This window comes from Pseudomonas sp. RA_15y_Pfl2_54 (assembly GCF_963971015.1).
Taxonomy (GTDB): domain Bacteria; phylum Pseudomonadota; class Gammaproteobacteria; order Pseudomonadales; family Pseudomonadaceae; genus Aquipseudomonas; species Aquipseudomonas baetica_A.
The window spans coordinates 80,605-105,821 of record NZ_CAXAPN010000023.1; the positions used below are offsets into that span (position 1 = coordinate 80,605).

Sequence of the window (25,217 nt, forward strand, 5' to 3'; positions counted from 1 at the left end):
GAGCAATCAACCGCTCTAGGGAAGGGGGGACGTGCGTGCCCTCAGGACGCCAATCACCGTTCGTCGATTGCCGGACGGGTACCTGCTCCATAGCCTCCTTGTCCTATCCAGGCTTCCAAAGCCTTCGCACTCATAGGTTTGGCTATGAAGTAGCCTTGTGCATCCGAACATCCCCACTGCATTAAAAGGTCGAGGATTTCTCCGTTTTCTACACCTTCCGCAACCACCCGGTAGCCAAGTCCCTTCGCCAATCCTATGAGGGTTTTGACGAGTTTCTTATCATTTTGATTGCTGCCCAGCCCGCTGATCAGCGATTGATCAAGTTTGATGGTGTTGGCTGGAAGTTCCTTCAAGTACGCCCAGTTACTGTATCCGGAGCCAAAGTCGTCAACGGCCACTTCTACGCCAAATTGACGAACACGCTCCAGTTGCCGTATGACTTCTTCAGGGTTTGTCATCAGCATACTTTCGGTGAACTCAAGTTCAATGCTGGCAGGGGCCAAATCGTGCTGTTGAACTTCATGAATCATCGCGTCCACGAACTCTGCGCTTTCCAGATCGCTGACGGTTATATTCATCGCTATCCGCAGGCTCAAACCTTGTGCTTTCCAAACAACGGCTTGTTGCACAATCGCGTTGAGCACCCATATTCCTATGGAGGGTATTAGTGCAGTCTTCTCAGCCAAGGGTATGAATTCAGCAGGGCTGATGTTCCCGAGCGTCGGATGAGTCCAACGGAGCAATGCTTCGACTGAATCACAGTTTCCTGACGATAGATTTATTTTGGGCTGATACACGAGGCTGAACTGTTTGTCCGCGTTGACCGCTTCAGGTAACGAACTGAGTAACCTGAAGGCGCGTTGTTGCGCTGCATCAAATTGCGGCTCATAAAGAGACCATCCCAACTGGCGGTCACGGGCTTCATCTGCAGCGCTGACGACCAGGCGCAGCCAGTCCTGCTGGGGATCTTCCGATTCTAGAACAGGCAGCACACCTATCCCCACCTGCATCAAAATGGGGATGGCGTGGCATTCAACCGGTTTTTTGAAGTTATGCAGGATGCTTTCGCAAATAGGCTCAGCCGTTTGATCACCCTTGAGAATGAAGCCAAAGCGCGTCGGGCTGATTTTATAAAGCAAGCAGTCTTGAGGTAACAGTTTCTGTAGTCGGGACTTGATAGCCAGGATCAGGTCTCCTGAAAAACTATAACCCAGTGCTTTCACTATATCGTTGAGGAACTTTGGCGAAATGACGTCAATCGCATAGATCTGGCAGGCGTCTTTGATCTTTATCGCTTGACGTATATCTTCCTCAAACCTCACTCGATTGAACAGGCCGGTGGGTTGATCCACGAAGTTGCGAGATCGCACACCACGTATGCGCATCATGACCAATTCAGCGAAGGCATTGAGCATCGTCACGTCACGATCACTCATGGGAGAGCGTGCAACGGTATCAATGATGCAAAGACTTCCCAGTGTAAAACCATCCTCCGTAATGAGTGGCGCACCCGCGTAATAACGAATATGCGGATGCCCCGTGACCAACGGATTGTTCTTGAAACGGGTATCAAGTGTTGCGTCCAACACCTCCAGCCGGGTGTTGTCCAGCGTAGAGTAGGCGCAAAAGGAAGCCTCTCTGGGTGTCTGAGTCTCTTCAAGCCCCACGCGTGCCTTGAACCACTGCTGGTGTTTATCGACGATTGAAATCAGTGCTATTGGTGCGTTGTAGTACGCAGAGGTCATCGCGACGATCTTGTCGAAGACATCGTCGTCTTCGCAGTCGGTTGGACACAGTTTTTCGACCTCTTTTAGCCGTTCAATTTCATTCGGCGGAATGGGAGCGCCTTCGCCCATGATATCCCTCGCAGTGGCTGAGTTCTTTCGACAAAGTATCAGGCATGGCCATCATTATGATGTTATTTCTCCAATTCACCAGCCCTCCCCAACAGAATAGAGTGTCCGCCAATGTCTGCTCATAAGACCCCTCGCTCGATTCGTGTCGTCGCGCCAAGCGGTTTCCGCGAACGGTCGGGCAAAAAAACCGTACATCAATCGTTATGTGAAGAATGAATCGTCCGCTGTTTGTTTCTCTGGACGGGCCCAAGGGGACCGGCAAAACCACGCTGTTGGAAGCCGTTACAAAAGCACTGAGGGCTGACAATAAAAAGGTGATCCGGCTCTGCGAGAAAAAAAGCGATCCCTACAGGGGTGAAACAATGGCTCTCGTTAACCAGTTCGTCCGGCATCCCTCCCGGGATCTGGAATTGAGGGTCTGTGAGCGCTTTGCCGATAGCCGTCACTGGATTTCCCGAAACGTGCTGGATAAACACCCCCCGGACAGCATCATCCTGATCGATCGCTGGTACCCGTCTGAGGCCGCGTTTCGGCGGATAGTCCCGTTTGCAGAGATTCTACAGTTGAACATTGATCGAGCCGTGCGAGTGCCAGACGTGCATGTCGGGGTTGTCACCGCCCCTGAGATTTCATGGGCGAGGGCTGCGACACGACGGCGTGGACTGAGCAGTACGGTGATCCATACGCTGGAAGAACAGATCGCTTGTACCAAGGCATTCGAGCAAGCGATTGCAGAAAACGGCTGGGTGCTATGCCGTAACGAAGGAACGATCGAAGACGCAACGATGCAGGTGGTTTCTGAGATTTACAGAGTTCTTTGATGATTTTTGGATATTCCAAAAGAAAACGGACGACGTTGCCGGGGCATCCGACAGCTCGATCTGGCGAATATGCTCGCTTAAGCAGGTGGCCGTTTTCATAGACCACTTCAAGTCGAGACGAGATCCTGCAATCCAACGTTCATCAAAGCTTCACGAAAATGCTGCAGTGTTCGGGAACCCTTATAAGGAGTTTCCTCGATGATACGTTTGATGAAGTCTGCTGCGCTTGCCGTTACCGCATCTCTTTTGGCGACCTCAATGTCCTTCGCAGCGGAAAGCGTCCGACTCACGGGCTCGGGAGCCAGCTTCCCGGCACCGATCTACCTCACCTGGTTCAAGGATTTCAGCAAAAAAACCGAAGGTGTCACTGTGGATTACCAATCCAAGGGCAGCGGGGCGGGTGTGCAGGACTTCCTGAATAAAACCGTTGATTTCGCCGCCAGTGACTCGGCGATGAAAGACGAAGACATCGCCAAGGTCGCCGAAGGTGCGCAGTTGCTGCCGATGACCGCGGGTGAAATCGTGTTGGCATTTAACCTGCCGGGCAACCCTAAAGAGCTCAAATTGCCACGCGACGTTTACTCCAACATTTTCCTGGGCAAAATCACCCAGTGGAACGACCCGCAGATCGTCGCAGCAAACCCGGGCGTGAAACTGCCTGATATGCCGATCACCGTTGTCGTGCGTGCAGACTCCAGCGGTACCACAGCGGTATTCACCAAGCACTTGTCGGCGATCAACCCGCAGTTTCACAAGGACTTGGGTGAAGGCAACACCGTCAACTGGCCGGCCAGTGACAAATTCATCAAATCGCCGAAGAACGATGGTGTGACGGCTACCGTGCGCCAGACTCCGGGCGCTATCGGCTACATCGAGTACGGTTTCGCCAAGCTGGCCAAGGTCAACTTTGCCCAACTGCAGAACAAGGCCGGCAATTACGTTGTACCTAACGCTCAAAGCGGTGCCGAGGCCCTGGCAGCGGTGAAAATGCCCGAAAGCCTGGTGGCCTGGCTGCCGGATCCGGACGGCGCCAAGTCGTACCCGATCACCTCCTACACCTGGATGATCTTCCGCAAGCACAACGAGAGCCCGGCCAAAGCCAAGGCCATGCGTGAAATGGTCGAATACAGCCTGACCGAAGGGCAGAAAATCGCCGACTCGATGGGCTACATCCCCTTGCCGCCATCGATCGTCGATCAGGTTCGCAAAGCCTCCGCCAATATTCAGTAACGCTCGCGAGGCCTCTCTCGGTATGCGCGGTGAGCCATGCCGGGGGAGTTCCCCCCTCTGATCCGGAACTCGCCAATGAACACACCTTTTGTCGTACCGGTTAACCCGGCTTCCGCCTGCCAGCCGCCCTCTGCAAAGGACTTCCTGGTTGATCGCATCTTCCGTGCGCTAGCGCGAATAGGGGTGGTTCTGATTCTGGCGTTGGTCTTTGCGCTCATATTTGAAGTGGGACGCAAGGCCATTCCTGGCATGGAAAAGCACGGTCTGGATGTGCTTTTGGGATCCGTCTGGGACGTTAACCAAGGTAAATACGGCATTCTGCCGGCCATTTGGGGCACGCTGTACAGCGCCCTGATCGCGTTGCTGATCGCAGGGTTTTTCGGCGTGAGCATGGCGATTTTCCTGACCCAGGATTTCCTGCCGGCGAAGCTGGCAGCCGTGTTTCGCACCATCGTCGAATTACTGGCAGCCATCCCCAGCGTCGTTTATGGCCTCTGGGGCATTTACGTGGTAATCCCGGCGATTCGTCCGCTCACGGCGTGGCTGAACAGCGAGCTGGGCTGGATACCTTTTTTTGGCACGTCCTTGAGCGGGCCTGGACTGCTTCCTGCGGCGCTGGTACTGGCCATCATGATTCTGCCGACCATAGCCGCCGTTTCGCAGGACGCCCTCACCGGTGTCCCGATGAAAACCAAGCAGGCCGCCTACGGCATGGGGACCACCCATTGGGAAGCGATTCTCAAGGTGATGGTGCCCTCCGCGGCCACTGGTATTTTCGGCTCGCTGGTTCTCGGCCTGGGCCGCGCACTGGGTGAAACCATGGCGCTGGCCATGCTGGTGGGCAACGCTAACAACATTTCGCTTTCTCTGTTTGCACCAGCCAATACGCTGGCGGCCTTGCTGGCGCTGAATTTCCCCGAAGCCGGGCCGAACGAGATCGAAGTGTTGATGTACGCCGCACTGGTGCTGATGTTCATCACGCTACTGGTGAACATTATCGGATCGATGATCATGGTCTACGCCCAGCGGGGTACCAAATAATGACTGATCTCACATCTCCTATCACCGCGATGCCGAGCCTGCAGCGCCGGTTCGAAGGCCGTGCCCTGCGCAGCCTGGTGCTGACGACACTGGTCTGGGCTGGCGCTCTACTGGCCAGCGTGCCGCTGATTTCCGTGCTCTACATGCTGATCACGCGGGGAGGGGCACGCCTGAGCCTGGAGGTTTTCACCGAACTGCCGCCAACCGGGTTCGAGACCGGCGGAGGCTTCGGCAACGCGATGGCAGGCACCTTCGTCATGGTCGGTATCGCCGCGGCAATCGCGGTTCCGGTCGGCATCATGGCGGCTATCTTTCTGGCTGAACTGGGGCCGGACAGCAAGCTGGCAAACGCCTCGCGCTTTGCCGCCAAGATGCTCACGGGCCTGCCATCGATTCTGGCCGGGGTGTTTGCCTACGCGCTGGTGGTGATGACCACCGGTACTTACTCGGCACCGGCGGGCGGCGTGGCGCTGGCGGTACTGATGTTGCCCATCGTCGTACTCACGGCTGAAGAGTCGATGAAGATGGTGCCCAAGATCATGAAGGATGCCGCCTACGGCATGGGCTGCACCCGCTCGCAGGTCATCTGGAAAATCGTATTGCCTACCGGTATGCCGGCGATCCTGACGGGCGTCATGCTGGCCGTGGCTCGTGCGGCGGGCGAAACCGCGCCGTTGTTGTTTACCGCGTTGTTCAGCAACTACTGGATCTTCCACGACGGCAGCCTGGCGGTCATGAACCCGACAGCATCGCTCGCCGTGCTGATTTACAACTTCTCCGGCATGCCATTCGACAACCAACTCGAACTCGCCTGGGCAGCTTCGCTGGTGCTGGTGATGATCGTGCTGGTCGTGAACATTCTGAGCCGCATTTTCGGCAAGCCCAAGTATTGAAAACGGGAGCATCTGAATTTTGAACGTATCAACTGCGCCAATAGCCGCTCCTTTTGTCACCCAGACGCCTGTGGTCATGGACTGCAAGCTCGACAAGATTTTCTACGGCAACTTCATGGCGGTACGTGACAGCCATGTCCCCATCGAAAAAAACAAAATCACCGGCTTCATCGGTCCGTCTGGTTGCGGCAAAAGCACGGTGCTGCGCAGCCTCAACCGGATGAACGATCTGGTCAAAGGCTTTAGGTTTGAAGGGCACGTGCATTTCCTTGGGCAAGACGTTTATGGCAAGGGCGTTGATCCGGTGGTCGTGCGGCGTTACATCGGGATGGTGTTTCAACAACCGAATCCGTTCTCGATGAGCATTTTCGACAACGTTGCGTTTGGCCTGCGCCTCAACCGCTACAAGGGCGACCTGGGTGACCGCGTCAAGCACGCCTTGCAGGGCGCGGCGTTGTGGGATGAAGTCAAGGACAAGCTCAAGGTCAGCGGCCTGTCACTCTCCGGAGGCCAGCAGCAACGGCTTTGCATCGCTCGCGCCATCGCGACCGAACCGGAAGTCCTGTTGCTGGACGAGCCCTGTTCTGCACTTGACCCGATCGCTACCCGACGGGTCGAGGAGCTGATGGTTGAGTTGAAGAAGGATTACACCATCGCTCTGGTCACCCACAATATGCAGCAGGCCATCCGTGTTGCTGATACGACGGCCTTTTTCTCGGTTGATATTTCCCAGGGCACGCGCACCGGCTATCTGGTTGAGATGGGCCCAACGGCGCAGATTTTCGATAACCCGCGCGAACAAATGACAGGGGATTACATCAGCGGCAAGTTCAGCTAAACAACCAACGTCCGGTTGTTTACCTTCTTATCCACCGTTTCTCAGGATTGCCAATGTCTGTAACGCGTCGTCTGGATTTGTCTGCCATTGAACGCGCCCTGCGAGAGGTGCAGGGTCGCTTCTGCGAGCTCAGCAGGCACTTTACCGAGCAGCGCGATCCCTTGACTGACGAAGTGCTGCACAATGTGCTTGAAGGTTATGCGTTGATTGACAGCTATGTCGCCAGCGGCGTCGACCTGTTCGACCTTCAGCAACTGAACCTGATGCTGGAGATCAATGCCACCGTGCTCTGTGGCACAGACCCGGTGCGTCGGCAGGAGTATGCTCAACATCTGGCCGCCACCGAGGAACACTTCTTCAACAACGTTGAGGGAGGAATAAAGGACCTGTTCAATTGGTACTGCGCGTATCGCAGCGAATCAGTCTGGAAGCGTGCGGCCGGTGTCTATGTGCGAATCCTCAGCAAGCCGCAGTTGTTTATTGAAGGCAATAACCGCACGGGGTCGCTCCTGGTGAGCTATTTGCTCATGCGCGCCGGTTTGCCTCCGTTCGTGCTGACGCTGGAAAACGCCGAGGGCTACTTCAACCCATCCTCGGTCATACGCAACTCTGCAAAGCATGGAGTCAAGGCGTTGTACGAATTGCCCAAGATCAAAAAAAAATATGCAGCCTTCCTGGAAAATCAGGCGCCTGAATCGATGAGTTTTTTTCTCAACGACAGGGCCTTGCACGTCTTCCAGGGGGGAAATTGATGAACTGGTATCCAATACCCGCCAAGTATCGAGCCTCCGGTAGCCGAGTATGGCAAGCGTTGCGGTGTGCTATCGCGATGCACGTATCCAGACGTCAGCGCATCCGGGTTTCGTTCGATATCGATGACACGCTGGCCTGCCAACTCCACCACTGCGCAGTCGAGCAGAGCTGGTTGCCGGCCTGTGTTCATCGTTGGCTGGGAGAACCGTTGCGCATCGGAACCCGCGCTCTGACCCGAGAGTTGCGTCGCCAAGGCTGCAGTATCTGGGTCTATACGTCGTCCGGCCGGACACCGTCCTACATCAGGCGTTGGTTGTTGCTATATGGCATCCGTGTCGACGGGGTGGTCAACAGTGTGTTGCATAACCGTGCGCTGATGAACAACGGGCTGTCAAAAGGCCCGTCGAAATTTCCGCCGGCCTTCGATATCGACTTGCATGTCGATGACTCCGAGGGCGTGCGCACGGAAGGGCATGATCATGGCTTTCGCGTGGTTGTCGTGCATCCGGAGGATGAGCGCTGGGCGCAGAGAGTTCTGGATGCCGTCGCCCAAGTCCAGGCGCAGCTCGCTTGGCAGCAGCTCAGGAGCAACACCGCAGCGCCACAACGCCCAGAAGCCGTACCCTCCTGATTTTTAATACATACAAAAACGCCGCTCAGTGAGCGGCGTTTTTGGAGCAGGCAATGAAGCTCAGCTATATGTTGTGAGCCTCAGTCGCTTCAGATCCAGGGACGGTCTCCGTTCTCGTCCTTGATGCGGGTCGGCAGGCCCATCACATCCAGCGCCTTGAGGAACGGCTCGGCCGGCAGTTCCTCGACGTTGGCCATTCGCTGCACATCCCACTCGCCACGGGCGACCAGCAACGCTGCGGCTACCGGTGGTACGCCAGCGGTATAGGAAATGCCCTGGCTATCGGTTTCGGCGTAGGCTTCCTCGTGGTCGGCCACGTTGTAGATAAAAACCTCGCGCGGTTGACCATCCTTGGTGCCCTTGACCAGATCGCCGATGCAGGTCTTGCCGGTGTAGCCGGGCGCCAGCGAGCTCGGATCAGGCAGCACGGCCTTCACCACTTTGAGCGGCACAACTTCCAGGCCTTCGGCGGTCATGACCGGTTGCTCGGAGAGCAGGCCGAGGTTTTTCAGTACCGTAAACACATTGATGTAGTGTTCGCCGAAGCTCATCCAGAAACGCACATTGGGCACGTCGAGATTCTTGGACAACGAGTGCACTTCATCGTGGCCGGTCAGATACAGATTCTGCGAGCCGACTACCGGCAGGTCGTCGGTACGCTTGACTTCGAACATGGTGTTGCTGGTCCACTGGCTGTTCTGCCAGCTCCACACCTGTCCGGTGAACTCACGGAAGTTGATCTCCGGGTCGAAATTGGTGGCGAAATATTTGCCATGGGAGCCAGCGTTGACGTCGAGAATGTCGATCGAATCAATGCTGTCGAAATACTGTTGTTGCGCCAGCGCTGCATAAGCGTTGACGACACCTGGGTCGAAGCCCACGCCGAGGATGGCTGTGATGTTCTTCTGTTTGCACTCATCCAGGTGGTTCCACTCGTAGTTGCCGTACCACGGCGGGGTCTCGCAGACCTTGCCCGGCTCTTCGTGAATGGCGGTGTCCAGGTAGGCCACTCCGGTATCGATGCAGGCACGCAGCACCGACATGTTAAGGAACGCGGAACCGACGTTGATCACGATCTGTGATTCGGTTTTCAGGATCAGCGCCTTGGTTGCTTCAACATCCAGTGCATTGAGCGAAAAGGCGCAGATGTCGGCGGGTACCTTGAGGCTACCCTTGGCCTTGACGCTGTCGATGATGGCCTGGCACTTGGAGATGTTGCGCGACGCGATAGCAATACGACCGAGTTCGTCGTTGTGCTGCGCGCACTTGTGGGCCACCACCTTAGCGACACCTCCTGCACCAATGATAAGAACGTTCTTTTTCAATTGCTTTCTCTCTCCTGTATCTGTCCGTTTACGAAAGGCTGGACAGGTAGTCTTCATAACCAAATTCGCGAACCACTTCGACTGTACCGTCGAGTTGTTTCACAACGATGGATGGCATCTTCAGGCCGTTGAACCAGTTTTTCTTGACCATGGTGTAGCCCGCGGTATCGACGAATGAAAGCCGGTCACCGATGGCCAGCGGACGATCAAATTGATACTCACCGAAGATGTCCCCGGCCAGGCACGACTTACCGCACACCATGTAGGTGTGATCACCCTCGCTCGGCGCCAGTTTAGCGTTGAGGCGATAAATCAGCAGGTCAAGCAAATGGGCTTCGATGGAGCTGTCCACTATCGCCAGATGCTTGCCGTTGTAGAGGGTGTCGAGCACCGTGACTTCCAGCGAGGCGCTGTTGGTGATCGCCGCTTCGCCAGGTTCCAGGTAGACCTGAACGCCGTACTTTTGCGAAAACGCCTTGAGCCGTGCGCAAAACGCATCCAGCGCATAGCCTTCGCCGGTGAAGTGAATACCACCGCCCAAGCTGACCCAACTGACCTTGTGCAGCAGCTCACCGAAGCGTTCTTCGATGGTGCAGAGCATTTGGTCGAACAGGCTGAAGTCGCCGTTCTCACAGTTGTTGTGGAACATGAAGCCGGAGATCTGGTCGATGACGCCTTCGATCTTAACCGGGTCCCACTCGCCCAGACGACTGAACGGACGCGCCGGGTCGGCCAGCAGATAATCAGAGCTGCTGACCTGCGGGTTGACGCGCAGGCCACGGGTTTTGCCTTCAGAGCGCTCGGCAAAGCGTTGCAACTGGCCGATGGAGTTGAAGATGATCTTGTCGCAATTGTCGAGCATCTCCTCGATCTCGTCGTCGGCCCAGGCCACGCTGTAGGCATGGGTTTCGCCTTCGAACTTCTGGCGACCTAGCTTGAGTTCGTACAGCGACGACGATGTGGTGCCGTCCATGTATTGCTGCATCAAATCGAACACCGACCATGTAGCGAAGCACTTGAGCGCCAGCAGGGCCTTTGCCCCGGACTGTTCGCGCACATAGGCGATCTTCTGCATGTTCGTCAGCAGTTTCTGTTTGTCGATGAGGTAGTACGGCGTTTTGATCATTTCGAGGCCTCCGGCACGGCCAGCCAAAAAAAGGATGCGCATTGTGCCCGGACTGACGGCATATCGAAAGAGCAGAAGCTAGCGAGTCGGATGGGGCAGGGCGCGCAGTGAGGCCTGGGTGCTAGTGTTTGGGCGACTCATTAGCTGAGCCGAAGATGGAAGATCAGGTCGTCAAACCATGTGTCGTGTGTAACGCCAGCATCCAATGCTTCTTGCACGATCGATTAGGGACAGACTTTTTTACGCGGAGCGTCGGCAAAGAGCAACGCAGTCTGACCGAAAGAAAGCCCGGATATGTTCGGTCAGTGCGAGCGCTTGTGAACTGTCATCGTTTAAAAAACGATGACAGTTCACAAGTTATATACCCCTTGAGTTACCAGTCGACCGAGTAGCTGACGCTCAGCGTACGCCCTTCGGCATTGGCAAAAGGCGCACGGGCGTTGGCCTGAGCGAAGAGGTTTTGGTAGGTGCGGTTGGTGAGGTTGTAGACCCCGCCTTCAAGTCGGCCGACCGGCAGCTCCACCGAACCGAGCATGTCCACCAGGGTATAGCCCTGGATTTCGCGGCCGTTGTTGTCTTTGGCAGCCTCATCGTAGCTGGACAGATGCATACCCTGCAGACGCAGGCTGTAGTCGTCCTCGGTGAAACCGACGAACAACGTAGTTTTGGCCGGTGAAATGCGGGTGGCCGGCAGGTCGATCCATTTGCCGTTCTGTTGGGTTTCACCTTTGGCCCATGCGTAAGTGCCGCCCACCGACCAGTGCTCGGTCGGGCGATACGTCAGGCTGTTCTCGATGCCGCGCACGCGTTCCTTCTGGTTGATCAGGCGTAACACACGATCGTTGGCGTCAAAGAACTGGGTGACGTCCGAGGTGTTCTCATACAGGGTGACGTCGGCTTGCCATTTGTCCCAATTGCCGCGCCAGCCCAACTCGTAGCTGTCGACCTTGATCGCTTGGGCGTTGAGGGTCTGAATATCGAAGCGACTGTTGACGTCCCGCAGGAAGCGTTGGATGTCGGGCAGCGAGAAGCCCTGACTGTAATTGGCGAAGATGTCCTGGTTTGCGCTCAGGTGATAGACCGCACCCAGGTTGTAGAGGGTCGCATCATATTTGAGAGTGTCGCCGGGCAAGGTCGCGCGTTTGCCGGTCTGGACGATTTCACCGTAGGCGATGCTGTCGGAGACTTCGCTTTCGATCCACTCGCGCCGTATGCCACCGCGCAGGGTCCAGTCGCCGATGTCCCAGGACATTTGCCCGAACAGCGCTTTGGTGGTGGTTTCGGTGTCCGGGCCCAGTTCATAGGTGGTGCCGGTCTTGGTGTAGTTCAGACCGTTGACCCGGTACTGGTCGCCGCGCTGACGAGAGCGTTCGTGGTCGTAGTCGGCGCCCCAGACCAGATTGCCGGTAGCATCGCCGATCGACGGCAGCGGGGTGTCGATGGCCGCACGCAGGCCATATACGTCTTGCACGCTGTTGTTGTCCGAAACGCCGGCCTTGCCCCGTGACAGGTCGGGGAAGAACAGTGCATCGGCACGACGCCAGTAGCTTTCGACTTGCAGACCCTGGCCGTAGAAATCCTTGTCGGCGTAGTTGAGATTGACTGCCTGGTTATGGGTGTAGGGCTGGTCGTCGAGTTTCAAACCCTGGACCGCGACGGCCTCACCATTGCGCGAGGCTTTGGTGTACCCGGTGTCCTGCTGGTCCTTGTAGTCTTGTAGCGACAGGTTGAGCTTCTTGTCGGCATCCAGTTCATACCCGAATCGACCTTGCAGGTCATAGGTTTCGGTGTCCATGTTGCTGCCTTGGGACGTGTCCTGAGGAATGCGGTTGCCGTTGCCGTCGAACTGGTCGTTGCGTTGCGTCATGTCTGCCGAAACATACCAGTCCAGTGCGTCCTGACGGCCTGTCGCACTCTGGAACGCCTCGTAGACGAAGCCTTTACGGTTGAGGTTGTTACCGCTGCTCATTCCCAGTTTGCTGCTGAACGCGACGTCCTGGCCCTGGTTGCGCTTGGTGATGATGTTGATGATGCCGCCCGAAGCGCCGGCACCGTAGATGCTGCTTGCGCCGGACACCACTTCGATGCGCTCGATGCTGGCGGGCGAGATGCTGTTCAACTGGCGGAAGTTGTCTCGGGTAGCGTTTTGCGACACTCCGTCCACCAATACCAGAATGTTGCGCCCGCGCAGGGTCTGGCCGAAGTTGCTCATACCGCCAGTGGGCGGTGCTATCCCCGGCACCAGTTGGCCAAGGATGTCGGACACTCGACGACCGGCGCCGCTTTGTTCACGGATCTGTTGCTCGTCGATAACTTGTACCGAGCCGGGAATCGAGGCAATGCTAGCTTCGCTGCGGGTGGCCGAAACGACGGTAGCTTGCATGTTCAGGGTACCTGGCTTCTCGGATTCCACGGCCCAGGTCTGGGCACTGAAGGAGCTGAGCAGCGCAATCAACAGGGATAGCTTGGTTCGGGTCATGATGTAGTCTTTTTTTAGTTGTGATGAGTGTTGGTAGAGAAAGCGGTGGGCTGCATCGCAGTTGAAGCTCGTACCGCGCGGATACCCAAAGCAGCCAAGGCGTAGGTCAGGGCCACCAGCCAGAAGCTATGGTCCAGCCCGACCAGCCCCATGCCGATGCCGCCCAGGACGGCACCCAGCAGAGCGCCGGCTTTCGCCGCGCTGTTGCCCAGGCCGAGGGCAAAACCCTGCCTGGTGGGGCAAACGGTATTGGCGATCAGGGCATAGGCCACTGGCAGCAAGGCACCTTGCCAAAGGCCCCACAGCAGTCGGGTGGCGAGAAAGCCGATCCATTCGTTAGCCAGTGCGGTCGCGGCGAGGGTCAATGCACACAACCAAGCGACGCCTTCGATGACGCGCAGGGTATAGGCCGGTTGCCAGCGATCGAACAGCCGCCCCCACAGCGGCGCGGAAATGGCCAGGGTTGCGGCGCTGGCGGCGTAGGTAGCGCCAATCAGCCAGCCGGGCGCTTGCAGTACATTGGCGACGTACAGCGCATAGAAGGGTTGAGGCATCATCTTGGCGGCCTGGATCAGCACGATCACCAGCAAAATTCCGCCCATCCAGCCTTTCGGCAAGGCCGCGCGGGCAGACGTTTTTTTCTGTGCTGGCCGCGCCGTATCGGCCGGCAGAAAGAGACTACCCAACGCACACAGCAGGCAAATCAGCGTGGCGCCATAGCAGAGCAGGGCAAACCCTGAGACGTCCATCAACCAACCGCCCAGCACCGGCCCCACCAACGAGCCGACCGCGGTTGCCGATTGCAATCGCGCCAGGGTTCGTCCGCGATCCGAGCTGTCGCAACAGGCGAGGGCGTACGCCTGAGCGGCGGCTAGAAAGCCGGCCAGTGCGCCTTGCATCACCCGGATCGCGACCAACAACCAGGGATCGAGCGTAATGGCCGCCAGCCCCTGGCACAGCGCCAATGCCAGCAATGCCCGAACGATCATCGGCTTGTGCCCGGTGCGGTCACCCAGACGGCCCCACAACGGCGTCAAGAGCATGGCCGCAAGCATTGGGCCGGCATAGACCATGGCGGATAGCAGTGCAGTGTAACGGGCCTGTTCGGGCCCGAGCAGATGCTGAATTTGCAAGGGCCAGAACGGGCCGCTCATCTCCATGGCACCCATGGAAATCAACTGGATCAGCACCAACAGCCTTAAAGCGCTGCCGTTAGCCGCCATGGGCGCTGACTTTCAGTGGATTGCTGAGACGGCCGACAATGTCGGCGTGGCTGTCGAGCAAGCGCATGCGCATAAATGACTTGGCCGGCCAGTCCTGCACAAGCAGGGCTTGACGTTCGGTTTCCCAGCGTTGCGGTTCGACGCGCTCGCGCAATGCGTCAAAGCAATCACTGACCTGCGCCGCCAATTCTTCCCACAGGAGGTTTTCCGGCACGCTCCAATGACGGGCGCAGAGCAGGGCCAGTTCACCCAAATGGCACATGAATGTGGTGTGCAGGAGTTTGTCCCGGACAAAACCTGATTCGTCGTAGAGCGTCATCTTTGGGTCGTGCAGCTCAATATCGAGGCCATGGGCATGCAGGGTCTTGCGATCAATTCGAATGTCACCGAAGTCGCGCAGCAGCAGGCGACTCAATTGCCCGTCGGCGCCCATCACCATAAAGCTGTTTTGCTGGTGGGCTTCGAAGGCCACGCCATACATCAGATAGATGCCGAGCAGACTCGGTACGGCGATCGACAGGTAGTGGCGAAAGAATGCCTGCATGGCTTCGCTGTCATCACGCCCTTGCGCCAGGCGCACCCACTGACGAAGTAATGGCTGCTGATGCTCATCCATCGCGAACAGGCTGCCGACCGGAACAGCCATTTCACCGGTTTGCAACAGGCTCAGCGGGTTGTCCCGGTAAAGCACGGCGGCATGCCGTGAGCGTTCATCATCGGCCGGTTGCGGCGCGTAATGCACGCCGATACGTTCCGGCACGATGTTCAGCAAGCGCTGGATCTGCGGCTCCTGGTCGAGAATTTTCAGCAACAAATGACTGATACGCGGTCCCATCCGCGCCGAGCGCGGCGAGACGGTGCGCTGCACGCTGGTCAGACGCAACGCCACCGGGAGTTTGACCATCGGCGCGGTGCAGCTGGCACCCGGTACAACAGTGCGAAACGACATGGTGGGATGTGCGGTGAACGCGACGATATCGGTCAGGATCAGCAGGTTGTCGGCGATCTCATTGGCAAATGAGCGTGGTAACTCTTCATGGGCTTGCCAAGGGTGCGCGGGGAGTGGGAGGTAATCCGCTGCATCCAGTCCTCTGCTTTGCAAATGAGCGTGCAGGTGTTCGGCGGCCAGTGGGAAATTGCCTTGCCACCAGTCCCAATAATCCGGCGTACCTGTCAGTGATTCGACGTGGGCGTATTGACGGTGCAAAGCGCACAGCACAATCGGAAACTTCGCCTCGAATTCCGGCGAGAAGGCGATCACCTGAGAGGCACTGAGGCCGAGTTTGGTCTTGTAGTTCGGATGCCAGGGATGGCCCAGCGTGCCCCATTGCTCCAACAGCGAGGTCGGGTTCTCCAACGCGCTGCTGTCTTTGAGCCAGGCCAACAAGTTGTCGTCGTAGTCCGGGGCGATCCGGCTCTTGAGCTGGAGAGTCCAGTCGTGATGGAAGGCCAGGCACAGCGTGTCATTGCTGAAGCTGTCATCGAGCTCCAAGGCCAGACGCTCCAGTACTTCCTGTGAAGCAGCAGGGTTGAGTTGGGTGCTGAGCTGGGCCAGCAATTCAGAGGGCAGCAGGATTTTTTGCGGCAGGCTTGCGGGGCTGTGCAGCGTAATGCTGCCACGCACGTCCCAACTGTTCATTCGCCCGGCAGACAAGTGTTCGAAACAAAGACGGGCGCCATTCTCAAGCGGTAACCAACAGTGGTTGTGTTCGTCGTATTCACAGTCGTCGGGCTTGATCAGATCTTCGCGAAACAGCGCCTGGATCAGACGTTGGAAGCTACGCTGCGACGCGGGCTCCAGTGCATTGCTCAAATGATCGAGCGTGATGCGATGGGCTCTAAAGGCGGGGGTATCGAGCGCCTCACTCCAGCGCGAGAGCAATAGCTGTTGTTTTTCCGGATTACTGTGCGTCAAGCCCGACTCCTTATGGACATGATTCAGATACAAAGCGTGCGGATAATACGCTTCAAAAACACAAACGCCAATGATAACTGTTGTTATTAGCACTCCTGAATGCGCCGTTATTGCTTAGCGCGTAATGCTTATTGGCTGCGTGCTGAATTATCTCGGGCTGCCGGGTACAACGTCCGTCGCCATAGGCTGCCGCTGTAGTCGATCTGCGTAAGCAAGAAACCGTGCCGTTGGTAGCGTCGCTTCAAGAAGAGAATCAGCAACTGCGGCAGGTTGAAAAGGCGCCTCGGACCTGCGAGGTTTTGAGCATCAAGAATTCAAGCTTTCGAGGCGCCAGCGGCGAAAACGCAGTTTCTTGACAGCGGCGTTTTTCAAGATCGCGCTCGAAACGCGCCAGCACGCTGACCCCCATGCCATCCTCGAGCAGGCGAGCCCCGGAGATGCCGGCGTTGCGTACCGCGAGCTTCTGTGGGTTCAAGCGCTGGGCGAGGAAGTCCGGCCAGCGTCGATTGCTGTCTAGGGTCGAACCATTACCATCGGTAATGGAGTCGCCGAGAACAACGAGTGCACGGGTGTCGAGTGGCGCATCCACCAGGATGTCACTGAGAAACAGTCGCGCCTCTACGTGCTCGCGACCTTCCAGCCGCAGGGCGTCGACCTGATTTCCGGGGGTGATGAAGGCCGTTTGTTTGCCATCCCAGTGAAAGGTCGTCAACGGCGTGTACTGCGGCAGATAAAGAGAGATTGCAAGCTCACTGAGTGCGGGCACTGCAAGGTCTATCGGATCACTGATCTGTGTTTCGCCCGCAGCGATACTGACCTGCTCCTGGGCGCTGAACGTCAGGCGGTGCCCGGAGCCCGCGCGGATGTGATCTCCCTCCACGAAGGTGACGCGGGCGGCACCGATGACCAGCGGTTCCCGGCCATATTCATTAGAGATCACCACGCGTATACGGCTACCGCCGCTGCTGAGGCGCGCGGTCTGGTGGACCGTACTATCGGTCAGTGCTTGAGGAATCCGCGTGGGCAGCGGGAACTCATTGCCCCAGGTGGGTTGAGGGCTGGCCATCCATGAGGTGACCCAGTTTTCCGCCGCCAAGACAGGGCTGGCGGCCAGCAGGGCAGTCAATGCCATAGACAACGATATTCTCCAGCGAAAGGTCTTCATTCAGGTATATCCTTGGACGGTAAAGGGTCTGTAGAAACCGGCTTGCTGGCGAAGGGGCCGTCGGCTATTGCACTCGCTTCGGGATCGCCTTCGCTGGCAGGCCAGCTCCTACATGGCCTGTAGGAAGGGCAGATTGCTCTATTCAAAATGGGTGTGATAGAAGAGGAAATCCCATACGGCCCATTCCTGAATCGAATACCCATGGACAATCTCAAAGCGATGCACTGTTTCGTCCGCGCCGTCGAGCTGGGAAGCCTGTCATCTGCCGCGCGGGAGTCGGGCAGTACTCAGCCCACAGTGAGCAAGCTGATTGCCGCCTTGGAAAAGCAATTGGGCGCCCGCTTGCTGATTCGTGGCACGACCGGGCTGATACCTACCGAGCCGGGAAAGCGTTTCTACGAGCGCGCCAAAGGCGTGCTGGAGGAATACAGCGAGGCCGTTGCAGAGGTGCGCGGCCTGACCGAACGTGCCGAGGGGGTTCTACGGATCAACGTTCCGGTCAGCCTGGGCGTGTTGCGTTTGAATGGGTTGCTGTTGTCGTTCATGGAGCAGTACCCGGCCATTGAAGTGGAGCTGATGCTCAACGATCGTTTCGTCGACCTCACGGACGAGAATGTCGACCTGGCCCTGCGCCTGGGGGGCAGCTTGCCCCCGAACGCCGTCGCCCGACGCATAGCGACCTCACCGCGGTATCTGGTGGCCACCCCTGAATACCTGCGTCAGCATTGCCCCTTGAACAGCCCGGCAGACCTGAGTGATCACAATTTCCTACGGTTTGCGTGGTTGAGTGCAGGCGATCAACTGGAGCTCAGTGGCCCCTTGGGTGAGCAGGTCAGCGTCACGACTCGAGGGCGATATAGAACCAACAGCTCATTGGCCATTCGCGACGGTCTTCTGCAGGGAGCCGGGCTCTGCATCACCCCGGCCTGGTTGGTCAGCGACCTGCTTGAAACCGGGCGGTTGGTGCGTGTCCTGGACGAGTGGAGCGGCCCGCCAAACGACGCTTTTCTGATTTATCCCGAGCGCCGCTACCGCCCCCTGCGCACGCGATTACTGATGCAATACCTGGCCGAGCGAGTGGGACAGTTGCCCGGGTTTGTGCCCTAGCCAACAACCGCTATCGACGCGAAACTGTGCCGTCGCCTGCGTTTAAAAAAGTCGGAAAAAGCCCGTTGACCTCATAAATTTTTAAACGTAGGATCCAGGCTCTTCAGGGAGCAACAACCGGGTCAGGGAATGACTGGTCTGCCGTAATGGCATGCGTGCCACAGGCACGTCCTTCGACAAAACGTCCTGCATGTGCTGCAGGAAAGCATCCTGTTACCTGGTTGTGATTGGCCCCTGATCCGGCGGGCAGATGTTCATTTGATTTGCGAAAGACAGCGCTACCCCGAAAAGGGCGACTCAAGCGATCTGCTGAACATTTTGCCGTGTGCACGCCTGCCTCTACGTGACCTGTGCAACTTACCGACGTAGTCGCTGTGCTTGCGTCGAGCGTTTGAAGTGGCAAATCAACTATTCACAAGGAATTGAATATGTTTGTTCGTAGTATCCGCGATGTTGAAAAAACCGATTTTTTCGTCGAGTGGGGCTCAGGCACCAGCCACCGCCTGCTGACAGAGCAAGATGGAGTCGGCTTCACCATTTGCCACACGGTAGTTCGAGCCGGTACGGAATCGCTGCTTCATTATCGTAATCATCTGGAGGCTTGCTATTGCATCGGGGGTGAAGGCGAAATCGAAGACATGGACGGCACTATCCATGCCATCCGTCCGGGCGATATGTACGTACTGGACAAACATGATCGTCACTACCTTCGTGGCGGCAAGTTCACGGACCTTATTCTGGTCAGCGTTTTCAATCCTCCCCTCGCAGGCACCGAGCGCCACTCCATAAACCATCAGAGTGCCTCTTCGTACTGAGTTGCGCCGCGGACTGGCTGTTCGGTGGGCCAGTCGTTTCCAACCAACGACTAATGAGACGACAGGGGCTTTTCAGGCCTGTCGAGTGACTGTGCGGAGTTGATGATATGAAATTGTTCAGGCCGTTGCTTCAGCGGCCCGTAGCCTTGCTTTGGGGAGGGTTGGCGCTCTCTTCGATCGGTGACGAACTCTTCGCGATTGCCATCGCCTGGATGGCGGTGCAGATCGCCGGAACCGATGCGAGCTGGCTCAGTGCTTTACGCGGTGCTGCTGCATTGGCGGGTGCATTGCTGGGGGGGATATGGGCAGAGCGCTGGGATCACCGCCGCACGATGATCGGCGCCGACCTGGCGCGGGCCGGGCTGGCCTTGATTCCGGTGCTGGCGTGGGGACTGGGCATCATGAATCTGTGGATGCTGGCGGTGCCGCTCATGCTCATGATGATCGTCAACTCGCTGTTCGAGCCAGCGCTGCGCGCCAGTCTGCCGCGCATTGTCGCGGCGCCGCAGGAGCTGCAATCGGTCAACGCGCTGTTCGATGCCATCATCCGGGTCGCCAGGGTGATCGGTCCGATGCTGGCAGCGGCGATTACCCTGCTGATACCGATCGAACAGCTTTTTACCCTGAACAGCATCACCTTCCTGATCTCCGCGTGGGCGGTCATGAAGCTGGGTAAAGCATTGCCACGCCAGCCCGTCAAGGCCACAAGCCGGCGTGCCGGTTTTACCGCCGGCTGGCGAAGCCTGGTGGGACGCAGGCAGATGCAGGCCGTGTATGTGTGTGCGGGACTGGGCAATATTGCCTGGAGCGTGGGTATCTCGATCGGCATGGCGTTGGCGGTGGTCAAATACGATATCCAAGGATTCGGTGTACAGGGCTTTGCGGCCTACGGCCTGATCATGGGGGCTTACGGGGCAGGGAACCTGATCTCCATTTTTGTCGTGGGCAATCTGCAGATCCGCCGCCTGTATCATGGCTTTACCTTCGGCTCCGTGGTCAACGGCCTCGGCATCGCGATCATCGGTGCGGCCGTGTTGTACCTGCCATCGGCGCAAGTCCTGACGGGGATGATGGTTGGCGCCAGCCTGGCGGCACTCGGTGGGCCACTGATCGATATCTCATTCATTCTGCTCATTCAAACCCGGTTCAGGCAAAGCGAAATCGCCGGGCTGGCCAGGCTGCGCTTTGCCGCGCTGGGCGCGTCGATTCTGATTGCCGGTGCTTGCGGTGCTGCGCTGTATGCTCATTTTGAAACCGGTCTGGTGATTGTCGGCGCCGGGATTTTCGAAGTGGTGGTGGGGGCCATTGTGTTGCTCGTCCCTAAGGACAGCGAAGCCGTACAGGCGAATAGGGAAGAAGGCGCTTCGTCGTCAACCTTGGCAGATGGCAGTGGGGTGGCCGGATGAAACAGTTCCAAGACTCTGTAAAAGACCACGCAGAGCGAACGCCGGACAAAATCGCACTCACCATCGGTGGTCGAGAGATCACCTACGCAGCCCTGGACGAACTCGCCAGCGTGGTTGCCCGACAGTTAGCGGGCACGGGAATGACGAGGAGTGATCGGGTCGCACTTCATGCACCCACTTCCATCGAAACCATTGCCTGTGCGCTGGGTGTCATGAAAGCCGGATTCGTCCTGGTGCTGATGCATTACGGCATTGCCGCCGAAAAACTGATCCATCAACTCAACGATATCAAGGCAAAGACCTTGATCGTATCGGCCGATGCAAGCCTCGATGAGTTGACCGGGAAGGTGCATTTACAGTTCGTCTTGCACATGGACGAGTGGCGCACCCGCCAATTTCCCGGGTTGAATGAAGCGTTCCCTGTTTGTGATGGGGGGCTTGAGGGCAGTGAAGTCCGCGTCATCTTTCACACCAGCGGTTCGACGAGAGACTCCAAAGGCGTGGCGGTCAGCAACAGCAATATGATGGCGGCCTACTCGGCGGTTTCCAGTTATCTGGGGGACTTCGGGGATGCGGTCATTCTGAACTTCTCGCCCCTGCATTTTGATTATGGCTTCTACAACATCATGATGCCTTTGCTCGGCGGTGGTCATTCGGTTTGCGAGCACGCATGGCCTGAGCGGCCGGAGCACATGCTCGATTTGATTCAGCGCCATGGCATAACCGGAATGCATATACTGCCGCCCGCCATTCACTACCTCTTGCAGGCCGATCCCGATACGTTTCAACCGGAAAAAATCCAATCCCTGAAGTACATTGCCAGCAGCGGGCAAGCGCTGCCGCCCAAGCATATACAGCAACTTCGAACGCTCCTTCCGGGGGTTGCCGTTTACTCCATGTATGGCCTGACGGAGTGCAAGCGAGTCGCGTATCTGCCTCCCGAGCAACTTGATCAACGCCCCGGCTCGGTGGGTAAGGCGATTCCTGGGATCAGGGTGTTCCTGGTGGACGAGGCCGGCCATCTGATTACTCGGCCTGATTGTGTGGGAGAGCTTGTGGTTGCGGGTGATCTGGTGATGCTCGGTTACTGGAACAAGCCAGAGCTGACCCGCCAGGTCATCAAGAACGATCTGTTCGGCGAAGCGCGGGTTTACTTCACCGGTGACCTGTTCAAGCGCGACAGTGAACAGTATCTCTATTTCGTCGGTAGAAAAGACAACGTGTTTACGCGGCGGACGTTTCAGGTGAACCCCCGGGAAATCGAGCACGTTATCGTCACCCATGAAGCCGTGAGCGAAGCGGTGGTGATTGCCTTTCCTGATGAAGTGGCCGGTCAGGTACCGAAGGCCTGCGTGGTAGTCAAAGAAGGCCATGAGTTGTCGGCTGATGCGCTCATCCAGTACTGCGCCACACAGTTGGACTGGTACATGGTGCCCGCCATTGTCAGTTTTCATGAGGCGTTGCCTCGCAACCTCAACGGTAAAACCACGGCGCATCTCCTGGCCGCCGGCGCTGTGGCAATTTGATAAACACTCAACGCGTAAATGGAATTACGGAAATGACCACTGATTCAAACCCTGCGTTCGTCGATTCTGCCATGAACAAACTTGCCGACTATTTTGACGATCTGGCAAACGGGAAAGTCCAGGTGCCCAGACAACCTGTGACCACGCGAATACGCGAGTGTATCCAGGACGATGATGTCGGGGCCTACCATGATGTGCTGGTGACACAGGCGGGTCCGCTTTTCTCGCACTTCCTGGCCAGCGTGCCTGGGGTCGTGGAAGAGCTTTCGCGCATCGGCGTGGCGCTTGACCGATATACACGTGAGCGAAGAAAAAAAGACGAGCGCAACTTTACCTTGTGGGAAATCGATGCGTTCGACGGGAGCAGTGCAAGGACCTTGGCGAAGTATTCCAAAGGGGCCATCAGAACCCTGACAAATTCTCCGAACAAGGCCAACCAGCAACATTTCGACGCCCACGCCGACCAGGAAAACTCTGCGTTTTATTCGGGGTCATTTCTTCAGATCACAGAGGATATTGTGGCGGACGCCTTAGGCGTCGACTTGCCGTTTTGCGGAGTCGACTACCTCTATGAGATGGCGGCCTTTCAATTCTATGGCAGAAACAGGGATGAGCATCTGAAGTTCGTTTCCCGCTTTTTGCGAGAGGATGGCCTCGCTTTCTTTCTGGAAAAATGCAATCAGAGCGACATCCAAGAGTATGAGCGACGGGAGCGGGTAAAGGACGAACAGCACAAGTCTCATTATTTTTCCGAGGCGCAGATAGCCTGGAAAAGGGAGGCCATGTTAGTGCAGATGGAAAACGGTCAGATCCTTTTCTCTGATTTCGTCGAAGCCGCGTCCCGCTATTTTTCTCATATTTATGTCATCTGGAACGGCACCAATTTCTATGAGTTTGTGGCGTCCAATGACGAAAAAAGCATTAGCAGGTTTATCGAGCTGCTAGGCGAACCCTTTATCCCCGACGGGTTCTGTTTCGAGTTTCCAGTGGTCAAAAAACTCTCCCGTCCCTGACACCAATTATTGAGGTAAAGAAGTCCATGGACTGGATGGCGCATCTGTCATTGGAACATCATGAAGCCTGCGCTCGCGCACGAACGCTTTTGGATAATTGGAAGAGCCGTGCCGCTGAAACCGAACAGGCACGCTGTATTTCGCAGCAGACCATGAGCGAATTGCTGGCCGAGGGGCTGATGCAGTTGATCGTGCCTGAACGTTATGGCGGGTGGCAGTGCGACTGGCCGACCCTTGTCGAAACTTCCAGAATTGCCGCACGGGTTTGCCCGTCGACCGCCTGGATGATCGGCTTGGTGGGTAGCCATGCGGCGATTGTCGGCCGGCTTTCTTCCGATTGCCAGGCACAGGTGTTTGCTGACGGGCTTGGTCAAGTTATTGCGACGGCTTCCGTGTCCAAAGATGTCTCGATCCTGAAGGTCGAAGGTGGGTTTCGCATCAGCGGCACTTGGCGTTTCAGCTCGGGGGTCGATCACGCCGACTGGGTGATCGTGTCTGCCAAGTCCCTCCGAGATACATCGCTCAACCCAGTGCTGTTGTTCACACTCAGGATTGGCGAGGTTCAGATCGAGGATGTCTGGCACGTCACCGGAATGTGCGGCACTGGATCAAAAGACCTGCGGTTGGACGATGTCTTTGTGGCAGACGCTTGGGTGACTCCGCAATCCGAGTGCTTCGGGGCAGCACCGGCAGGTGCCAGGCGCAACCCTGATGGCTACCTGTTTGATGTGGAGGTCATTCCGTACCTAGGCAGCCTGCACATCGGCCCAGTGCTTGGTTGTGCGGAGGGCGCCTTTGATGAGTGCGTTGCAGCGCTGCGAAATCGTGAGGGCTCGAAGGATGGCGCCGCCGCAAAGGCCCGTCCGACGCTGCTGGAGCGGGTCGCGGAAAGTGCGGCGCAGTTGAGTTGTGCCAGGCACCTCTACCACGCGATATGTTTTTTACTGCACAGCGCTGGCATGGCAGGCCGATCACTGTCGGTGCAAGAACTGCTCACCCTCAAGCGAGATCGCGCCTACCTGGTTCGGTTGTGTGTGCAGGCCATTCAACGGTTGGTGCAGCAAATGGGGACGGCGGTGATTTTTCAAGCGAGCCCGGTGCAACGGCACTGGCGTGACCTTCAGGTGATGGCGTCCCATTTGGATGTGAATTGGGAGAGCGCAATGCTCGCCTATGGAGATTTTGCGATGGATCATCACCCCTGTGATCCGGCTATGAAGGGTTAGGTTGCGGGGGATTGTCATCGAGTGTTCATCATGACCTCGGGCAGCTCTGGGGCATCATCGACCAACCGCTAAGCAGCCTCCACTTGCCGTTGGGTCAACTGCTCGGCTGTCATGGGATGGCCCAGAAGAACCCCCTCAAACTAGTGCGTAAGGATCCGACTTGGTGCAAAGCATGGCCATAAGTTGGTGCGTCTCGTCTTTCAAGGTCTGACTCAAGCAAAACGGCATGCTAAAAACATCGATTCGTTAAATTTCCCCGTATTGGTTCAAGAACAATCAAAAAATCAATCTGTGCACTTTTTTGAATCGCTCCAGTGTTGTGCAGTGAACGCTGTTATTGCGTATAGGTGAAACGATTCAGCATGTTTTAAATATTTGTGTCGCCATTAATAAAAAAGGTTACTCAAAATTGATTGCTTTTATATAAATTGCGTTTTTCTGCGCGCCCTCAGCGTTCCCGGCACCTCCATTGCAAGGTCCTCTCTGGCAGCTCTCAACTTTCATCAGAAAGGGAAAGCAGCCCAATCCTGAGCCCTTTTTCATGCGCTTTGACGCTGAGTCGGGCATCCCTGAAGCGCACCGTAATGACTTTATAAGTAATGGAGATCCATCCATGTCAATAAATCCCAAAGGACGGCAGTCGGTCGATCACTCGGAACACAGTGATAAGACAGCGTGGTTAGCCTCACACGAAGCGGGATATCACCAAAACTTGAGCAAGCGTCATGTGCAAATGATTGCATTGGGAGGTGCGATCGGGTTTTGGCGCGATTCTTTAGGTTGAAATCCACCGTGAAGCAGGGCTAGTCGGATTCTCTAAATGGATGG

General features: G+C 56.9%; 20 protein-coding genes. 13 read left to right on the forward strand and 7 right to left on the reverse strand.

Translation table 11 applies throughout. From position 1 onward, the window contains the following. Positions 1 to 53: 53 nt before the first annotated feature. A complete protein-coding gene (locus AACY50_RS17785) occupies positions 54 to 1,856 on the reverse strand; it encodes a sensor domain-containing phosphodiesterase (protein WP_339464191.1) in 1,803 nt (600 codons plus the stop codon). A gap of 212 nt (positions 1,857 to 2,068) precedes the next feature. Here AACY50_RS17785 and AACY50_RS17790 point away from each other — a divergent pair, with 212 nt between their 5' ends. The 7 genes from AACY50_RS17790 (at position 2,069) to AACY50_RS17820 (ending at position 8,063) form a co-directional block, all read left to right on the forward strand. Beyond that, positions 2,069 to 2,677, forward strand: coding sequence for a dTMP kinase (locus AACY50_RS17790; RefSeq protein ID WP_339464190.1), 609 nt, complete (start codon positions 2,069 to 2,071; stop codon positions 2,675 to 2,677). Positions 2,678 to 2,875: 198 nt separating this feature from the next. Then, positions 2,876 to 3,907, forward strand: coding sequence for a phosphate ABC transporter substrate-binding protein PstS (gene pstS / locus AACY50_RS17795; RefSeq protein ID WP_339464189.1), 1,032 nt, complete (start codon positions 2,876 to 2,878; stop codon positions 3,905 to 3,907). Positions 3,908 to 3,982: 75 nt separating this feature from the next. Continuing rightward, positions 3,983 to 4,948: a phosphate ABC transporter permease subunit PstC gene (gene pstC, locus AACY50_RS17800; protein WP_339464188.1), complete on the forward strand. Its 966-nt coding sequence runs from the start codon at positions 3,983 to 3,985 to the stop codon at positions 4,946 to 4,948. Next, on the forward strand, positions 4,948 to 5,841 hold the full coding sequence (gene pstA, locus AACY50_RS17805; protein ID WP_339464187.1) for a phosphate ABC transporter permease PstA: 894 nt from the start codon (positions 4,948 to 4,950) through the stop codon (positions 5,839 to 5,841). The genes pstC and pstA overlap by 1 nt, the downstream gene beginning before the upstream one ends. 76 nt (positions 5,842 to 5,917) lie before the next feature. Then, positions 5,918 to 6,679, forward strand: a complete 762-nt coding sequence (pstB, locus tag AACY50_RS17810; RefSeq protein ID WP_017847588.1) for a phosphate ABC transporter ATP-binding protein PstB — start codon at positions 5,918 to 5,920, stop codon at positions 6,677 to 6,679. Positions 6,680 to 6,732: 53 nt separating this feature from the next. After that, on the forward strand, positions 6,733 to 7,431 hold the full coding sequence (locus AACY50_RS17815; protein WP_339464186.1) for a hypothetical protein: 699 nt from the start codon (positions 6,733 to 6,735) through the stop codon (positions 7,429 to 7,431). Then, entirely contained in the window at positions 7,431 to 8,063 is a 633-nt protein-coding gene (locus AACY50_RS17820; protein ID WP_445261492.1) for a hypothetical protein, read from the forward strand. The genes AACY50_RS17815 and AACY50_RS17820 overlap by 1 nt, the downstream gene beginning before the upstream one ends. An 89-nt stretch (positions 8,064 to 8,152) precedes the next feature. Here the strand turns inward: AACY50_RS17820 and AACY50_RS17825 are convergent, their stop codons facing one another. The 6 genes from AACY50_RS17825 to AACY50_RS17850 form a co-directional block, all read right to left on the reverse strand. Then, positions 8,153 to 9,388: a saccharopine dehydrogenase family protein gene (locus AACY50_RS17825; protein ID WP_339464184.1), complete on the reverse strand. Its 1,236-nt coding sequence runs from the start codon at positions 9,386 to 9,388 to the stop codon at positions 8,153 to 8,155. Between the two features lie 28 nt (positions 9,389 to 9,416). After that, positions 9,417 to 10,514, reverse strand: coding sequence for a carboxynorspermidine decarboxylase (locus tag AACY50_RS17830; protein WP_339464183.1), 1,098 nt, complete (start codon positions 10,512 to 10,514; stop codon positions 9,417 to 9,419). A 373-nt stretch (positions 10,515 to 10,887) separates the two neighbouring features. Beyond that, positions 10,888 to 12,993, reverse strand: a complete 2,106-nt coding sequence (locus tag AACY50_RS17835) for a TonB-dependent receptor (protein WP_339464182.1) — start codon at positions 12,991 to 12,993, stop codon at positions 10,888 to 10,890. Positions 12,994 to 13,007: 14 nt separating this feature from the next. After that, positions 13,008 to 14,216 carry an MFS transporter gene (locus AACY50_RS17840; protein ID WP_339464181.1) on the reverse strand — a complete coding sequence of 403 codons (1,209 nt, stop codon included), beginning with the start codon at positions 14,214 to 14,216 and terminating at the stop codon, positions 13,008 to 13,010. Continuing rightward, complete coding sequence (locus AACY50_RS17845; protein WP_339538924.1) at positions 14,206 to 16,131, reverse strand: IucA/IucC family protein; 1,926 nt, start codon at positions 16,129 to 16,131, stop codon at positions 14,206 to 14,208. The genes AACY50_RS17840 and AACY50_RS17845 overlap by 11 nt, the downstream gene beginning before the upstream one ends. Before the next feature lie 253 nt (positions 16,132 to 16,384). Next, the gene (locus AACY50_RS17850) at positions 16,385 to 17,296 is read right to left on the reverse strand and encodes an SGNH/GDSL hydrolase family protein (protein WP_339508173.1); all 912 of its coding nucleotides are present in this window, start codon (positions 17,294 to 17,296) and stop codon (positions 16,385 to 16,387) included. A 201-nt stretch (positions 17,297 to 17,497) separates the two neighbouring features. Between AACY50_RS17850 and AACY50_RS17855 the strand changes: the two genes are divergently transcribed. The 6 genes from AACY50_RS17855 (at position 17,498) to AACY50_RS17880 (ending at position 24,389) form a co-directional block, all read left to right on the forward strand. After that, positions 17,498 to 18,403, forward strand: coding sequence for a LysR family transcriptional regulator (locus AACY50_RS17855; protein WP_339538925.1), 906 nt, complete (start codon positions 17,498 to 17,500; stop codon positions 18,401 to 18,403). 428 nt (positions 18,404 to 18,831) lie between these two features. Continuing rightward, a complete protein-coding gene (locus tag AACY50_RS17860) occupies positions 18,832 to 19,218 on the forward strand; it encodes an ectoine synthase (protein ID WP_339508171.1) in 387 nt (128 codons plus the stop codon). Positions 19,219 to 19,325: 107 nt separating this feature from the next. Then, positions 19,326 to 20,624, forward strand: coding sequence for an MFS transporter (locus AACY50_RS17865; RefSeq protein WP_339508169.1), 1,299 nt, complete (start codon positions 19,326 to 19,328; stop codon positions 20,622 to 20,624). Continuing rightward, the gene (locus AACY50_RS17870; protein WP_339508167.1) at positions 20,621 to 22,150 is read left to right on the forward strand and encodes a class I adenylate-forming enzyme family protein; all 1,530 of its coding nucleotides are present in this window, start codon (positions 20,621 to 20,623) and stop codon (positions 22,148 to 22,150) included. The genes AACY50_RS17865 and AACY50_RS17870 overlap by 4 nt, the downstream gene beginning before the upstream one ends. A gap of 32 nt (positions 22,151 to 22,182) precedes the next feature. After that, complete coding sequence (locus AACY50_RS17875; protein ID WP_339508165.1) at positions 22,183 to 23,163, forward strand: class I SAM-dependent methyltransferase; 981 nt, start codon at positions 22,183 to 22,185, stop codon at positions 23,161 to 23,163. 26 nt (positions 23,164 to 23,189) lie between these two features. Continuing rightward, positions 23,190 to 24,389: an acyl-CoA dehydrogenase family protein gene (locus AACY50_RS17880; RefSeq protein WP_339538926.1), complete on the forward strand. Its 1,200-nt coding sequence runs from the start codon at positions 23,190 to 23,192 to the stop codon at positions 24,387 to 24,389. The last annotated feature ends 828 nt before the right edge of the window (positions 24,390 to 25,217 follow it).

Excerpts from the sequence above, each read along its gene's own strand:
- AACY50_RS17835 (WP_339464182.1), bottom strand. The coding sequence starts at position 12,993 with ATGACCCGAACCAAGCTATCCCTGTTGATTGCGCTGCTCAGCTCCTTC.
- AACY50_RS17865 (WP_339508169.1), top strand. The coding sequence starts at position 19,326 with ATGAAATTGTTCAGGCCGTTGCTTCAGCGGCCCGTAGCCTTGCTTTGG.
- AACY50_RS17830 (WP_339464183.1), bottom strand. The coding sequence starts at position 10,514 with ATGATCAAAACGCCGTACTACCTCATCGACAAACAGAAACTGCTGACG.
- AACY50_RS17860 (WP_339508171.1), top strand. The coding sequence starts at position 18,832 with ATGTTTGTTCGTAGTATCCGCGATGTTGAAAAAACCGATTTTTTCGTC.
- pstC (WP_339464188.1), top strand. The coding sequence starts at position 3,983 with ATGAACACACCTTTTGTCGTACCGGTTAACCCGGCTTCCGCCTGCCAG.
- pstA (WP_339464187.1), top strand. The coding sequence starts at position 4,948 with ATGACTGATCTCACATCTCCTATCACCGCGATGCCGAGCCTGCAGCGC.
- AACY50_RS17785 (WP_339464191.1), bottom strand. The coding sequence starts at position 1,856 with ATGGGCGAAGGCGCTCCCATTCCGCCGAATGAAATTGAACGGCTAAAA.
- AACY50_RS17870 (WP_339508167.1), top strand. The coding sequence starts at position 20,621 with ATGAAACAGTTCCAAGACTCTGTAAAAGACCACGCAGAGCGAACGCCG.
- AACY50_RS17855 (WP_339538925.1), top strand. The coding sequence starts at position 17,498 with ATGGACAATCTCAAAGCGATGCACTGTTTCGTCCGCGCCGTCGAGCTG.
- pstS (WP_339464189.1), top strand. The coding sequence starts at position 2,876 with ATGATACGTTTGATGAAGTCTGCTGCGCTTGCCGTTACCGCATCTCTT.
- AACY50_RS17790 (WP_339464190.1), top strand. The coding sequence starts at position 2,069 with ATGAATCGTCCGCTGTTTGTTTCTCTGGACGGGCCCAAGGGGACCGGC.
- AACY50_RS17815 (WP_339464186.1), top strand. The coding sequence starts at position 6,733 with ATGTCTGTAACGCGTCGTCTGGATTTGTCTGCCATTGAACGCGCCCTG.
- AACY50_RS17840 (WP_339464181.1), bottom strand. The coding sequence starts at position 14,216 with ATGGCGGCTAACGGCAGCGCTTTAAGGCTGTTGGTGCTGATCCAGTTG.
- pstB (WP_017847588.1), top strand. The coding sequence starts at position 5,918 with ATGGACTGCAAGCTCGACAAGATTTTCTACGGCAACTTCATGGCGGTA.
- AACY50_RS17875 (WP_339508165.1), top strand. The coding sequence starts at position 22,183 with ATGACCACTGATTCAAACCCTGCGTTCGTCGATTCTGCCATGAACAAA.
- AACY50_RS17850 (WP_339508173.1), bottom strand. The coding sequence starts at position 17,296 with ATGAAGACCTTTCGCTGGAGAATATCGTTGTCTATGGCATTGACTGCC.
- AACY50_RS17820 (WP_445261492.1), top strand. The coding sequence starts at position 7,431 with ATGAACTGGTATCCAATACCCGCCAAGTATCGAGCCTCCGGTAGCCGA.
- AACY50_RS17880 (WP_339538926.1), top strand. The coding sequence starts at position 23,190 with ATGGACTGGATGGCGCATCTGTCATTGGAACATCATGAAGCCTGCGCT.